This window comes from Rubripirellula tenax, assembly GCF_007860125.1.
Classification (GTDB): domain Bacteria; phylum Planctomycetota; class Planctomycetia; order Pirellulales; family Pirellulaceae; genus Rubripirellula; species Rubripirellula tenax.
This window is the reverse complement of sequence record NZ_SJPW01000004.1, coordinates 94,372-107,516: the sequence shown is the minus strand read 5'-3', so window position 1 is coordinate 107,516 and position 13,145 is coordinate 94,372. Positions and strand designations below refer to the sequence as shown.

The 13,145-nt window shown below is 53.9% G+C and carries 14 protein-coding genes; 11 read left to right on the top strand and 3 right to left on the bottom strand.

Annotated features, from left to right (window positions below; genetic code table 11):
* Positions 1-415 precede the first annotated feature (415 nt).
* The 3 genes from Poly51_RS14905 to Poly51_RS14895 all read left to right on the top strand — a co-directional run bounded on the left by Poly51_RS14905 (position 416) and on the right by Poly51_RS14895 (position 2,540).
* Positions 416-1,135, top strand: coding sequence for a hypothetical protein (locus Poly51_RS14905; protein ID WP_146458613.1), 720 nt, complete (start codon positions 416-418; stop codon positions 1,133-1,135).
* A 283-nt stretch (positions 1,136-1,418) separates the two neighbouring features.
* Positions 1,419-1,910: a hypothetical protein gene (locus tag Poly51_RS14900; RefSeq protein WP_146458612.1), complete on the top strand. Its 492-nt coding sequence runs from the start codon at positions 1,419-1,421 to the stop codon at positions 1,908-1,910.
* Between the two features lie 264 nt (positions 1,911-2,174).
* Complete coding sequence (locus Poly51_RS14895) at positions 2,175-2,540, top strand: hypothetical protein (RefSeq protein ID WP_146458611.1); 366 nt, start codon at positions 2,175-2,177, stop codon at positions 2,538-2,540.
* A gap of 57 nt (positions 2,541-2,597) precedes the next feature.
* On the opposite strand, the gene Poly51_RS31800 is transcribed toward Poly51_RS14895, so the two are convergent.
* The gene (locus tag Poly51_RS31800; RefSeq protein WP_390621787.1) at positions 2,598-3,155 is read right to left on the bottom strand and encodes an NUMOD4 domain-containing protein; all 558 of its coding nucleotides are present in this window, start codon (positions 3,153-3,155) and stop codon (positions 2,598-2,600) included.
* A 700-nt stretch (positions 3,156-3,855) separates the two neighbouring features.
* On the opposite strand from Poly51_RS31800, the gene Poly51_RS14885 reads away from it, so the two are divergent.
* The 3 genes from Poly51_RS14885 to Poly51_RS31025 all read left to right on the top strand — a co-directional run bounded on the left by Poly51_RS14885 (position 3,856) and on the right by Poly51_RS31025 (position 5,740).
* A complete protein-coding gene (locus Poly51_RS14885) occupies positions 3,856-4,698 on the top strand; it encodes a hypothetical protein (protein WP_146458609.1) in 843 nt (280 codons plus the stop codon).
* A gap of 319 nt (positions 4,699-5,017) precedes the next feature.
* Positions 5,018-5,275 carry a hypothetical protein gene (locus tag Poly51_RS14880; RefSeq protein ID WP_146458608.1) on the top strand — a complete coding sequence of 86 codons (258 nt, stop codon included), beginning with the start codon at positions 5,018-5,020 and terminating at the stop codon, positions 5,273-5,275.
* A 126-nt stretch (positions 5,276-5,401) separates the two neighbouring features.
* Positions 5,402-5,740: a hypothetical protein gene (locus Poly51_RS31025; protein ID WP_146458607.1), complete on the top strand. Its 339-nt coding sequence runs from the start codon at positions 5,402-5,404 to the stop codon at positions 5,738-5,740.
* Between the two features lie 497 nt (positions 5,741-6,237).
* Here the strand turns inward: Poly51_RS31025 and Poly51_RS14870 are convergent, their stop codons facing one another.
* Complete coding sequence (locus tag Poly51_RS14870; protein WP_222435871.1) at positions 6,238-7,617, bottom strand: integron integrase; 1,380 nt, start codon at positions 7,615-7,617, stop codon at positions 6,238-6,240.
* Positions 7,618-8,175: 558 nt separating this feature from the next.
* Between Poly51_RS14870 and Poly51_RS14865 the strand changes: the two genes are divergently transcribed.
* Positions 8,176-9,003: a hypothetical protein gene (locus Poly51_RS14865; protein ID WP_146458606.1), complete on the top strand. Its 828-nt coding sequence runs from the start codon at positions 8,176-8,178 to the stop codon at positions 9,001-9,003.
* A gap of 104 nt (positions 9,004-9,107) precedes the next feature.
* On the top strand, positions 9,108-9,704 hold the full coding sequence (locus Poly51_RS14860) for a hypothetical protein (RefSeq protein WP_146458605.1): 597 nt from the start codon (positions 9,108-9,110) through the stop codon (positions 9,702-9,704).
* A gap of 80 nt (positions 9,705-9,784) precedes the next feature.
* Here the strand turns inward: Poly51_RS14860 and Poly51_RS14855 are convergent, their stop codons facing one another.
* Positions 9,785-9,982, bottom strand: a complete 198-nt coding sequence (locus tag Poly51_RS14855; protein ID WP_146458604.1) for a hypothetical protein — start codon at positions 9,980-9,982, stop codon at positions 9,785-9,787.
* A gap of 274 nt (positions 9,983-10,256) precedes the next feature.
* Between Poly51_RS14855 and Poly51_RS14850 the strand changes: the two genes are divergently transcribed.
* The 3 genes from Poly51_RS14850 to Poly51_RS14840 all read left to right on the top strand — a co-directional run bounded on the left by Poly51_RS14850 (position 10,257) and on the right by Poly51_RS14840 (position 12,020).
* The gene (locus Poly51_RS14850) at positions 10,257-10,823 is read left to right on the top strand and encodes a hypothetical protein (protein WP_146458603.1); all 567 of its coding nucleotides are present in this window, start codon (positions 10,257-10,259) and stop codon (positions 10,821-10,823) included.
* A 144-nt stretch (positions 10,824-10,967) separates the two neighbouring features.
* Complete coding sequence (locus Poly51_RS30450; RefSeq protein WP_186775573.1) at positions 10,968-11,342, top strand: hypothetical protein; 375 nt, start codon at positions 10,968-10,970, stop codon at positions 11,340-11,342.
* Between the two features lie 453 nt (positions 11,343-11,795).
* Positions 11,796-12,020, top strand: coding sequence for a hypothetical protein (locus tag Poly51_RS14840; RefSeq protein WP_146458601.1), 225 nt, complete (start codon positions 11,796-11,798; stop codon positions 12,018-12,020).
* Positions 12,021-13,145 lie beyond the last annotated feature (1,125 nt).

Below are 13,145 nucleotides of genomic sequence, written 5' to 3'. Positions count from 1 at the left end.
GACGGTGGCTACAGTGCCACCGTCACCTAGATGTAGCGCAGATTACGACGGAATTCAGGTGCGGTTGCTGAAAAACAGCAAACAGGCTGTCTCGCATCGATGATTCTGCAGACTCGTCAACGCGAACACTCAATCCCGCGCCTTTTTTTGCGATCGCGGAATGCGCGATAGATTCGTGCCGTGGAGTTGGCTAGCGCAGGCATTGATCTGCACCAGTCATCCCGACCACACTTACAAAACCTTTTAAAATGAGGCCAACATCATGGCAACTTCGGCGCGAGAATCAGATCTAGAAAACCACACCAACAACGAAAAATCAGAGCCTTCAACGGTGCATGCATCCTACGTCGGCGAAATGTTGCACGGACCACGTTGGCGATGGGTCCGAGCGAACCGACTTGCCCGCAAGCTGGAAATGAAGTCGGATTTGCAAGATGATGAATTCACATTGTCGGCGGCACGATGGCTTCAAACATCGAAAGACGGGCACGTGACACATAGGCATACGACAGAACACGATTTTACCGGTGCGGTTGAGATTCATGAAAACGCAGAGCTTCGGCTTCAGGTCGAGGCAAGGCTATTGTCCAAGCAGCCGACCGAGCGTATTGCCGCACTTAGTAACGTGAGCTCGCACGCCGTCGAAACCTACATTCAGCTATTTTTTGATGTCATCGGCAAGATGAATGCAAGATCTTGGATCGCAAGCCACGTCTTCGATGGTCATAATGGGGAGCCGGTGTCGCTGACCTCAGTAATCCTACAAAACTCTTATCGGGGCGGCCCCATCGTATGCGAGCACTATCTGGTCCACTACCGCTTTGTCGGAGTCGGTATCCACCATGATATGTCGACTGAAGTTGGTCGGCAGCGCGTACAACTCGAACTCGATTTCCAATCATTTCAACCGATGCAAAATTTGAGTTTGCGGCAGGTGAGTGCGCTGCATCAGTTGGGGTCGGACGAAGAATTTTCGAGGCCTACCACCGGTGGTCTCCGCTTCGAAACCGATCAACGAGTACTGGACGAACTCGCTCACTGGGTTCTCCACGACCATCAAGAATCGCAAATCAAGACTGATGACGGTTTTGAAGAAATCGAAAAATGTTGGCCAAGTCCTGAAGATGTCGCATAATGTTCGAATCGTAGGGCGATGGTCCTATATCAGAGCGACGAAAAGGGTCGGCGAAAAGTTGGTCGGTTCCCACATCGGCGCAGTCGACGATCCCGTTGCCTCTTTAGTCTTTCGAACCGAAAGACTCCGGAAAGCCGAGCGAGCCGCGAATGTACGCTTGGCGGTTGCTGATCGACGGATCAGTCAGTCCATCGAAACCAAAATGCTGATCCTGGCTTCCGCGTCAAACGTGCGCAGGGTCCTTTCCAAGTTGATAACGAATTGCCTTAGACTTCAAAGCGATATGAAATGCGATCTGAATGAGGCGCAAGCCGACGGAGTCGATGCCGACGAAACGATCGAAATGGCTTTGGAATCGATTCCTAAATTTCATGCGTTCAACGAACTTCGACGTGCAGCCAAGCGAGGTGACGCGGCGGCATCCAGCGAACTCGACCGACTGACTGAACTTGCACCCGATCTTTTGCGATCACTCTTTCGCGTCGTTGAATCCGTCAAACGAATGGTGATTGACGAACTAACCTGCGGGGACATTTTGTTATCTCAGGCGACGCGGCTTGAGATTGATCATCGGGTCGCCGAGATCATGGATCGAAGTGATGGTGGCATGATTCAGCAAATGCGAGCCGAGATCGCCGCGATCGCTTGGCTTGATGCGCTGCGATGTAGCGTTCTTGCCGCCCGCAGCTATCAAAGAGCGGGTGACGCAAACCATTTTCGATCCTTGGCGGAACGGGCAACCCGTCGGTTCCAGCGATCCGTACAAGACCTCTGACCCGCCATCAACCCCCGCGGTAATGTCTGAGCTGGTTGCCGATCATCGGCAATTGTCCGCGAGACTTGGTTACATGATTGGTACTCCGTGTCCAAGGAATTGTTTTTCGGCGGAATCACAGAGTCGTCGTACGCTATTACTCGAAACGAATTTTGGCAAACCATGAACGGCGTGTAGAAACAAACCGTCGGCTCATAAGTAGAAACGGCGATCGCCCATTCGCAGCCCGATTTAGAGGCAGAGCCAATTTGACGAGAGAATACGATGATTGCTCAGTATCAGACGAAGCTGGTCGGTGATTTCATGGGATGGCGATCTGGCGATATCTACATCCTGCACGACAAGACATGCTGGAGGACGCATTCGCAAAAAGAAACGAAGGCGTACGCCTACGAACCAGAAGTCGAAGTCCGATTCGAGAACGGCAAGCACACCCTGCATGTTCAAGGCCAGGGGCGTCGTGAGGCAACGCCGGTGACACGTGCTAGAGAACGCAGCGAATGGTCGTCGTTCTTGTCCATTGACATCGAAAAAGCAGCCGCACTTTGCCACCTGTTGACGTCGCCACACTACGCGAAAGTCATGAGCACGCCGCCGCTTGCGGCTGCGCCTCCAGCCGTCGTCCATTGATTGGAGACCGTTCAAAGCGATGCCAGTGGCGAGTCACCTGAACGTCGCCGTGAGATCTCAAGTGTTCGTTTTAGATTTCTTGCGGCGGGCTTTCGCCGCCCGCTGCGTGGTCAATTCAGCCGCCTTCACCGGCCCTTCGCCGGCAGGAACGACGATCAGATTTGAAACGGAAAGACGCCTCATGTTTCCGTCTCGGTGCATCACCCAGCAACCGGGCGGAAGCGGGCCCAGAAATGCGTCCGCGACAAGCCGGCGAACAATGAACGTCTTCGTGGCGCTGGCTACCTGCAAATGGACGACGGCACGTCCACGACGAAATTGGACCGATAGCTTTTTCGTCGATCCCGTACGCCTCACTGCTCCCCGGTCACTCACCTCGTACTTTCCATCCGTCGCCGCGATCGCACGCCACTGGATTGTTCTACTACCAGACGCTTCCCTGCCACGATGGCTCACAGCGGTAGGTTTGGCTGCAATGCCCAAGTCGTTTTCGATGAGTCTCCGCAGATACTCCTCGGCTGACTCGTTTGCTGCATTAAGTCTTTTCGACAGTAATTGCTTCAAACCCTTCGTTGAGACTGAAATCAAGTCTGGTACCGAACTCTGGTTTGTCATGGCAAATGAGGCCTTCGCCGGCGGCACTGGCGGTTGGATTCGAACAATAACGGATGATTGACTGTCGCTTTGTAAGAAATCGAGCGACCCATTGATACACCAATGAGTGAACTTCCACGTAACGGATTCAAAATGGCTACATCGTCCCCACAGGATACTTCCACTGCCCTACGAATTCCATCTCACTTGTCCCAGGCACGTGCCTGGGCAAGAGGAAGCCGGCCGCGGCCACGAGGCACTAGCAATTCGTCGCCGAGCGATTCCCGAAGTCGGACCTTCGGATCGCGCGTCGCAATTGCTGGTCACTTTCCGAGCAACCGACAAAGCCAGTGTCCGGTCATCCCACAGCCGCGGAAAGTCCAGCGAGATCGATTCGTTCAACAAAATGGGCGCACCAAAGCCGCGACGCGACCAGGAAAAGAGGGAGCAGGAAAGGACAGGGGTGCCAATTTTGACGCGACAAGGCAAGGCCCGATCACTCGCTTGACAATGCTGGTTCACGCAACAACGAGGCGGGACGACGAACTGGACTTGGAGAACACGGACGGTCGTGTACACCTAAGTATAAGGCGATTCGATCTGCGATGCGTAATGCAAATACTCATTCACACCGGCGTCGCCGAAGAGGAAACTAAGAATGATTTCAAAGTCTATCCCTTGGGCTGGCATAGCAATCGTTAGCCCGAATCAAAAGATCCACTTGAAGGAGGCGATCATGAGTAGCGTTGAAATTGAAGATGTTGACCTAGGAGTGCGGCGAGATACCGCGTATCACGAAGCTGCACACGCAATCATCTTCTGTTTGTTTGGCGATGGCGAGTGTATTGACTTTGCGACCATTACCGGCCGAACCGAAGAAGAGCTTGGACTGACAAAGCTGAAACCGGGATTTTCCCTGATGCTGTGCGACATTGAAACTTTCATCTACGAGGGACTTCCGGATGATGTAATTGAACGGACCGTCGTTCGGTATATCGTCAATTGCTATGCCGGCTTTGCAGCGGAGCATCGACTTCTCATTTTGTCCCAGGATCTCGATTTCGAAGTCGACGACGATTCACCAAACCAGCTGAGCGCTCGCCGCGGCATAGGGCCTTTAGCAGAATTCTTCGGTGATCTTGATCTTGACGATCAAATAGAACGAGGGCTGTTTGAGGAGGACTACGACGGAATCGGCGTATACGAAGACTACGAATCCGCTGTAGGAGCCGCTCGCTTGTTTCTGGGAGCAGACCGGGATGACGTGCAGTTGCTACTGGATCACTGTGCGACAATTGCCGAGGAGCTTCTACGCGATCCGGTGGTATGGAGATGCGTTGACGAACTCGCGACAGAGCTGCTCGAACTTGATAGCGTTTCTGGTGACGTCATTCACGCCCGTTACAGCCGCCAAGCAGCCAATTGCCTTGTCTATCAAGATCTGATTCAAACCGCCGCAAGTGACTACGCCATTGAAGGCGTGCATCGATTTGGTTTCACAATTCGGAATCTGCCGCCGATGGCCGACCTGCGGAGAAATCACCAGTCCTCGACCGGAACTTGATCCCATCACGACGTGGGCCACTGAGTCCAACGGTATCAAGTAGCGATGCTGATAGTTCAGGTAGGGTGCGTGCCCGTCACGCATCAGGCGCCGCCTCTAAGCAAGCCGTGGTGGTGCGTGGCGAGCACGCACCTTACTTGGCGTTTGGTCGGTGCGTGACGCAGCCGCAACTTCGCAAAGCAAGTGTGCTTGAACTCTTACCGCGTTACGTATTTTGCGGATCGGTGGTTGCCAGATAAAACCCAACACTCATCCCTTGAATGGCACGACGTGCGTGCCTCTGGGGTATTTTCGGGCCCGACATGCAGGTCGCCATACTATGTTCGACTATGTCCAGACTGCCGTCGTCGGCGATTTCAATGGTTGGCGCCGCGACGTGCAGTACCTGCTTCGAAACGGTATGAGCTGCACGTTGGCGTCGGGTTTGGAATCCCGGAGCTATCGTCATCAGCCGGAAGCGGCTTTGTTGGTGATGAGCAAGCGGTGTTTTCTGTCGATCGCAGGGGAAGGTCGCCGAGAAGTGCTCATCACTGGGCTTCCCATTTCCAGCGATTTCGATGGTCGGCCCGGAGCCTAATTCCAGATTGCCAAAGCGTCAATCGACGACCGATTTGACGACATCCAAGCAACACTCGATTGATAATACCGGCCAACGGAATGGCGAATCGACTAACCGTAAGACATTCCAAGACTGTTGGGCAGAATGCTCAACGAGACCTTCCGTTACTCATATTTAAAGCAGCAGAACAAGATGGTAATTAGCGACTCATACATTTACGGAACTTTTGAAGGGTCATTCATGGGAAATGTGTACGAGCTATACGACGGGTCTCGATGGAGAAGCCTCGAAGGAGCTGGAAGGTTTGGAACCCTTCTCAATCCAAAGGCTGTCGTCAAGCAGCGGGGAAAGCGTTACTTCTTGAGGGTAAAAGGTTTTTCAAAAACGATTGAAGTTGAACGATTGAACACGGAGCTCGAAGAAAAACTTCAATTGGTCTTCGCAGCGGTGCGTCACCTTCAGATGATCCAGACCGAGTTGTAACGCTATAGTTGAGATTGCGATCGCCGCCCCGTGCGGACCACGAAAAGAGCCAGTAATAACAACCGGTAAATCCAAAGATCGAGCCAAACGACAAAATGCCGAAGCCATTGATAACGCAACTGCCGGCCTCCGGGAGGTTACGCGTCTTCGGCGAAGGCTCATCGTGGCCATCAAATAGCCCGGTCCAAGAAGGGGCAGTTCCGGTTGCGTGTTACGTCCGCGAAGGTTCTGTCGAATTTCGATGCACTTGGGAAGCCAACCCCAAGTCGAAGGCGAGTTTCAGCCGAACCAACATCCGACGTCAGAATTGCCGACAATGATTCGCACCCTTCCACGCGTTGGCAGATCAACCGCTTAACAGGTGTCGACTGACGACAGCTTCACAGAGCCGACGGCGTTTCGATGCCGCCATCTGGATGGCGTAAAGCAAACCTGTGAAGAATTCGCGATCGCACTCAAAATTTCTGCCCGTTCGACACAGCAGGCTGTTGGACGATTCAGCCCGCCGCGTAGGCGATCCGGCCTTCCTGGTAACTTTTCCCCGCGGGCTGCCGGCCGGTTGCCTCCGACAGTCGATCCAGCGGGCTAACGATCCGCACGCCCGGCCGGTTCATCACGTGGGTGTAAATCATCGTCGTCTTGACGTCGCTGTGCCCGAGCAGCTCCTGCACCGTTCGGATGTCGGTCCCCGACCAAAGCAAGTGTGTCGCAAAACAGTGCCTGAACGTGTGGCTTGTCACGTGCTTATCGATTCCCGCCGAATCAACCGCCACTTTCAAATGTCGCGGAAATGTTTCGTAATGAATGTGGTGCCGATGGCGTTCGCCGGTGCGAGGGTCCCGCGACAATCGATGCGAAGCAAACAAGTACTGCCAGCGGAACTCGCGATGAGCCGACGGATACTTGCGATGCAACGCATACGGCAACCATACCGACGCCGTACCGTTGGCAATGTCATGTTCGTGAAGAGCCCGGCGGGACTCGACGAATCGCTGCAACGGTTCCACCAACTCATCCGGCAGCGGCACTAGGCGACTCTTGCCTCCTTTCGCACCATGGATTTCGATCAAGTGATTGTCGAAGTCGATATCCTTCACCCGCAAACGGATTGCCTCACTGATCCGCATTCCACATCCATACAACAACTGGGCGATCGTCAGATGAACTCCCTCGAGTCCCTCGAAAACGGACGCCACCTCGCGAGTGCTCATCACCGTCGGCACCTGCTTCCCCTTGCTCGCACGTATCGCTTCGATGGGCCCCATGTCACGCTTCAGCACCAACGTAAAGAACTTCAGTAAGCCGTGGAACGCCGTGTTCTGAGTCGACGCGGCAACATTGCCGTCGACTGCAAGATCCGTCAGATGAGCCTCGACGTCCGATGCTCGCACCGACGCAAAATCGGCCAGACAACGTAGGCCACGATCCGCCATGAAGGCTTTCACCTTGCCGACATACGAACGCTCCGTCTGTAACCGCATGCCGTCTTTGCGAAGGGCCCGCCTGAACTGCTGGATCGCGTCCGGCTCCGTCGGATCAATCACGCCAACCACATCCTCGATCGTGTCGTATCCGTCTTGCTTTGCCCGCTCATTTGCCACGATTTCCTTCATCTTCTCGACGATGAAAGAGAACGGATCAATCGGCAGTTCTTGTTCGAACCGACGGTAGACGAGCAGTCCCTTCAGGATCTTCATTCGCTTCCAAGCGGGCATCCGCTGGTCACGTTTGGATCGCAGAAACAGGATCACATCGTCCGGCGAAAAATCCCAATTCGCCTTGCCGCCGCGTTTATGGAAGTGACTGAACTGCTTGAACCAAATCTTGGCCCATTTCAGTTCCTGCTCAGCCTGCGATGGCTTCTCAAACATCGACATGTTCGCCGCTCCCTCTAGACCACCGTTTACCAAAGCGGCAACCGGCAATGAGACCGACTAGCCCGCCAAAACAAACACCGCTCGCCGCCAAAACGCCCAAGCGGCAGAATTGCGGACAACTGCATTAACGTACACCGCCCCGCAGAAGGGTCGCAACAGCCCAGCATCACAAACAATCATTTGGATGAAGAATCTTCATGCGGTCGCCCGCAACGCAGAGTGGCTCCGAACGCTAGCGGCAATACAGGCTCGAAACGCGGGTGAGTGGCATCAACACCCGAGCCCGATGACTCTCCCCAATTCAATCACAACCCAGTCGCCCTAAACTCCCAAACAGACCACCGCGGCCGTGATCGGTGAGTGATTGCATCCCCCACCGGAACCAGTGATAATAGGTGCATGTCCAATCCGGTAGCGAGAGCCCGTCAGGTGATAATAAGTCTGACCGCCCCCCACGCTACCGAAGGTCCAACCAGTGATAATAAGCCAAATCACGGTGTACTCACCCACCGCGACAGGTGAGAAACAAGTTCTGCTACCAAAGTTGAGTTGTAATCTTTGGCCACCTCCATTCAACAATTCATCGACGAACTTGAGAAATCGCGAGACTCGCTTCAAACGGCAGGCCGATTGGTCGCCGAACAATTCCCAGACCGACGTCTATTCGCCCATCAAGCCGAATGGCACGGTAAAGGCGTGATTCATCACACGCACAGCGTCATAGAGAAATACGCCGACTTCGCGCATGGCGTGGTCATGAGAGCGAGCATTGAACCAAAACCAAATGCCATATTTATGCCGGCCTCTCTTTACCAAGAGATGATGTTTGAATTCTATGCGGGACTCAATCTCGCTCGTATCACGCTCGACAATCTTCGAGTGTTTCTTCGTCCGCTATTCGCGACCGACTTCGGCCAGATACCAAAATCGATTACCGACATACTTCAAAACAAAACTGACTGTCCAATCTACGATACACTATTGCAGAGCGATGACTGTTCTTACTTGATTGATCTGCGCAACTGCCTTGTCCATCATCGTACATTTGCAACTGCCGATCAGGCGATCGTAATAGAGGACGGACATGAATCCGAAGTCAATGATCTAACTCGCAATTTCGACTGGCTCGATTCATTCGCCCGTGCGTATTTCCGCCGCGAGAACGAGAAAATAGTTGTTAACATCTATCTACCGGACATGATTTTTCGGCGAGACGGAAACGACAAGAAGCTAGCAACTTTTACGTATGACAGAAAGATCAACCTGCTGAGTCAGACAATGCACTTTGCACGATTGACCGTCCAATCTGTGACTGAGGTTTGTAGACTTCTGTCACAACACAAAGGCGAGGTATACACTTACTCTCGATCGAAACAACAAAGATAGATGGAGCAGAACAATACGATGCACGCGGAGCCGCCGATCGCGCGGTTTGCCAATGGAGAGCTTTTCTTCGGCGGCCCGGTGATCGCTAGCGTTATCCGACTGAAATGAATTACGAACTGCCAACAACGATAGAGCGACTCGCAGAAAATGACAGGAGTCTTGCGTCCGCTATGGCTTACCACTCGCTGAAGCCGGTAACGTGGCGGCTTCGGAGGAATGCGCTGTTTCCGTCCGCGAAATTCGCTCTTTGGCCCGACGGGTTTTGCCTCTGGGCGTCTTCCGGCACTCACGAAAATCGAGACAACTTTCTTTCCGGCACGGTAGATCTGGGGCACTTTCAACGCGTTGTCGACACACTCGACCGCGACGGATTCTTTAACGAACCAGAACTATCACGGGAAGTCAACGGAATTGACGTCCCTTACGAGACTCTTTCCATCAAGTCAGATGAAAAACAACTTGAGATGAAAAGTTCATCCGGATTTCGACGTCGCCCTGTTCACGGTACGGAACTCTCACTCTTTGATGCCTTTTCGGCTGCATCATCACGCGATCTAGGATACCTTTACGCCTGGGAGCGAGGTGAAAACGCACTTTCGCAACTACGCCCGCACCAAGGAATCGCCGAGCATGGTAGTTTTGTGTACTTCGGACTCGATCTTGTTTGGCGTCCCTTATATGCTCCACACAACGGCGGATAACAAACGCATGCACCGGAGTACGGCTTGCATGCTTTTTACTGATGGTCAATTTTACTCTCCGTACCCGGTGATGCGGGACGTTATCGGACTGACTCCGCAGATGTTCCGCGTATTCGCTTGCACAAACGATTGCTGCAACGCTTGGTCATCGGTGCGTCGTTCGGCATTTGCGTTAGCGACTCGCCGATTCGGACGTCTTGATCCTCCGTTGGCGATTGCCACAACCCACGCCGCTCCCAGTCCTCGATGGTGCTCGATGTTGTCGTTTGCTTTTCCATCGACCCCGTTTTCCAGTTTTCGTTCAACGTCTGCAAACGCCGTCGGACGACAATGCCCGTTTACTTGCCGGCCCGGTCAACGCCAAATTGCTTGCCGCCCGAACCAATGCCCGTTAAGCTGTGGCAGCGTTGTTGCCACTTCCCGATGTTCGATCAACGCCCGTCCATAAATGCCGATAACCATGCCATGCACCGGAGTGGCGGTGGTCACGTTTTTTTGAGATCGCGTCAACCGCCGCCACCCGGTGATGGCCACCGTTCTGCTGAAGGTCGAATGATCACAATCGCTGACATCAAATCGTCTCCAAGAGTCGTCGAAGATCTCGATTGGCCGTTTGATTTCTCGTTGCCACGTGCAGACGATGATTCCGATTGGATCCATCTAAAACCCGAGACACCTTTCACCGTGATTGCGGGCGACGGGACGGGCGGCGTCTTCCTTGCTTACGGAAGCGGTGACGTGGAAGTGTTGCCCGTGCTGCACGGCACGTCCGAAGGTCAAGCCGGAAAGGTGGCATCAAACCTGACGGAATGGCTCCCCATTCTTATGGCAATTCCGTATTGGCGGGACTTGCTCAAATTCTCTGGCGGCGGCGATCTTGATGAAATGCGCAAAACCGCGACCTTCATGGAGAAAGAATACGCAGAGGACTTCGGTGACCTGCCGGAAGCGCGGCAACGAATCATGGATGTGTTGCCGATTCCAACGCTTGATGATCCAATTAAGGTTCTGCATGACAATGTCCACGGAACGGACTGCGTCCTGGTTGCGGAAGACGGTTACGAATACGAGTCTTTGTTCAACAGATTTAAGCCATCGGACAACCGAAACTGGCGCTGAAAGCAGCAGAACAAAAAAATGCACGCGAGTTGCGGATCGCGCGTTTCCTGATGGAGAGTCACTTGGCCGCAACCGCGTGATTTTAGTCGTTCGCCGATGAAGGAAGCACGGATGCCGCTACATCACTGCCTACAGGTAGCCACCGTGTTACTTGTCACCACACAACTCGCGGGCTGCGTCGGCACCGCGAAACGAGCCACCTGGCGTCACGAAGACCCAACGGCTATGGAAACGTCCGTCGCTTCGCTCGTGCCAGCCGGGATATCAATTGATGACGCAATCGCACGTATGGAAGACGAGGGATTCGACTGCACCCTGACCCGGAATGGTACGTTTCGTGAGATGAGGCATTGGTCAGATGATGGACCCGACCACGACAACATGGACTTTATTCGGTGCCGCCGCACCAACAGCAATGCTGGTTTCTTGATGTCACGGATTTGGAACGTTGCTATACTTCTCGACGGACACGTGACCGAGGGATCGGTGCTCGTGTCGCACTTTGTGGACGGTCCGTAGCCGGCTTCAATGCCTCAGGGCCGTCAACGGATTTTGGCCCAATAATTGCGGCGAACCAAGCAATGCACCCGAGTCGCGAAATCGGGCGTTTTGGCAATTGAGAATCTCTCGTCGCGACCGGGTGATTGCAACCGTTCGCCGACTTAAGCGATGAATCCATATCTTCCAACGCCTTTCGCTGCCGACACGTTTGTACCGCCCGCGTACAGGACGTCACGGACCTATCTCGAATCGGCTCTCATTGGTTTCGGTATGTCCTTTATCGCGCCTCTGTGCAACGCAACGTATTGTCATTTGTTTTTGGCGATGCCGTTTTCAACGACGATCTGGGGAATCTTAGGCAGAATGATTCCAATTGCGATTTGTTGCGTGATCCTCGCGATCAGCTGCTCAGTGGTTTTTCCACAATCGGTGTCTCGCACCCTATCGCGTCACCATACAGCATTGCCGCTCGTGGTAAACTCTTTGCTGTATTCAACCTACTTCAGCATGCTGGCGTATGGGTACGTTCGAGGTGGTGTTTCTATTCTTGGATTCTATGCCTCGTACTACGCCCTCGAACCGGCGTTGATTGCTGGTGTTGGAGCATTGACACACATCGTCGTACGGCCACAGGGTCAAAGCATCGAACAGACGACGGACGGCGAACCATGGGTTGCAACGGAGGCCGCGAGTTGACGTTTTTGAAGTGGTGAGTCGTTCGCGCGGCCCCGCTGAACCCTGCCGTTCCACGACGAATAGATGATGCCAACACATCGCTGTTCGCGCTGCACTGCTTGTTCGATCGCTCGGACTAAACCGGACACCTCGATCGCAACTTGATTGCGTGATTCATGATGTGACTTATGCAAACCAACGCATCACTCAACGATCCGAAACCGAATCCGCGGCCCCCACGACGAAGACGACTTGTGATCTGTGCGGCCTTTGCGATTGCACTGGTTGCAATTGCTTACTTTCTTCCCGACGCTTTTTGGGCTGTCGTGATTCCGAACGTCAATACATTTAACATCGAATAGTGCAACGAGCGTTTCGTTCGGCCAGCGCGGTTTCCCGATGAGTTTGCAATGAACCCAGGCGATGGTGTAAATTGAATGGGTCGCAACGGTTGACGCCGCTGCACAAAAGCGTGGAACCATGCGATGATACGGAGCGGCGGTGGTCAGTTGTTCGAAATGGTTGCCGTTCTCCCGCCGCCCGCATATCGCTACCGTTATCTGAACGTGTCGCTCCAGGCGTTTTCTCCCGAACGCGAGCGTTGTCATAACGGTCGTCAACCGTCGTCGCCGCTCAGATCGTTTTATACGCTTCCACTGGCCGAACATTGGCTTGCTTCCAATGGCGTCGTCGTTCTATATTCGAGATCGCGCCCGTTCGCAGTAAGGTGACTTCGGCTCTATCTCGGTTGGCCGCGGATTTGCCCAGTGTGGGGTTCGGCCTGATGCGGGGAAAGTCCGCCTCGACGACATTAGCTATTCGGGAAGAGCCGTTTTGAACTTCTGGTCCGGCGTCGGGGTCTCCGATTTGCACTCTCAACGCTGCATCTCTAGAATGTCGGTTGATCCGAAGCTCTTCGGCCTCCCGGTTCCCAGCAGTCAGATAACCAAGCCATGCACCGGAGTGGCGGTCGTTTGTTTTCTCGAAGTCACGTCGTCCCCCGCCACCCGGTGATGGCAAGCGTTATCCGACTGAAATGCACGTAGACATTCGCGATGCCAGCACACACGATGCCGCTGCAATCTCGCTCTTGGTGTCATCGCTTGCCCGCGAGCACATTGGCCCTTCGCTCGGGCCTGGTGGGCT

What these genes read in the sequence shown, in the direction of transcription:
- Poly51_RS14880 (WP_146458608.1), top strand. Translation starts at nt 5,018, where the DNA reads ATGTTCGACTATGTCCAGACTGCCGTCGTCGGCGATTTCAATGGTTGG.
- Poly51_RS14855 (WP_146458604.1), bottom strand. Translation starts at nt 9,982, where the DNA reads ATGGAAAAGCAAACGACAACATCGAGCACCATCGAGGACTGGGAGCGG.
- Poly51_RS31025 (WP_146458607.1), top strand. Translation starts at nt 5,402, where the DNA reads ATGCTCAACGAGACCTTCCGTTACTCATATTTAAAGCAGCAGAACAAG.
- Poly51_RS14870 (WP_222435871.1), bottom strand. Translation starts at nt 7,617, where the DNA reads ATGTCGATGTTTGAGAAGCCATCGCAGGCTGAGCAGGAACTGAAATGG.
- Poly51_RS14900 (WP_146458612.1), top strand. Translation starts at nt 1,419, where the DNA reads ATGAAATGCGATCTGAATGAGGCGCAAGCCGACGGAGTCGATGCCGAC.
- Poly51_RS31800 (WP_390621787.1), bottom strand. Translation starts at nt 3,155, where the DNA reads ATGACAAACCAGAGTTCGGTACCAGACTTGATTTCAGTCTCAACGAAG.
- Poly51_RS14895 (WP_146458611.1), top strand. Translation starts at nt 2,175, where the DNA reads ATGATTGCTCAGTATCAGACGAAGCTGGTCGGTGATTTCATGGGATGG.
- Poly51_RS14850 (WP_146458603.1), top strand. Translation starts at nt 10,257, where the DNA reads ATGATCACAATCGCTGACATCAAATCGTCTCCAAGAGTCGTCGAAGAT.
- Poly51_RS14905 (WP_146458613.1), top strand. Translation starts at nt 416, where the DNA reads ATGAAGTCGGATTTGCAAGATGATGAATTCACATTGTCGGCGGCACGA.
- Poly51_RS14860 (WP_146458605.1), top strand. Translation starts at nt 9,108, where the DNA reads ATGAATTACGAACTGCCAACAACGATAGAGCGACTCGCAGAAAATGAC.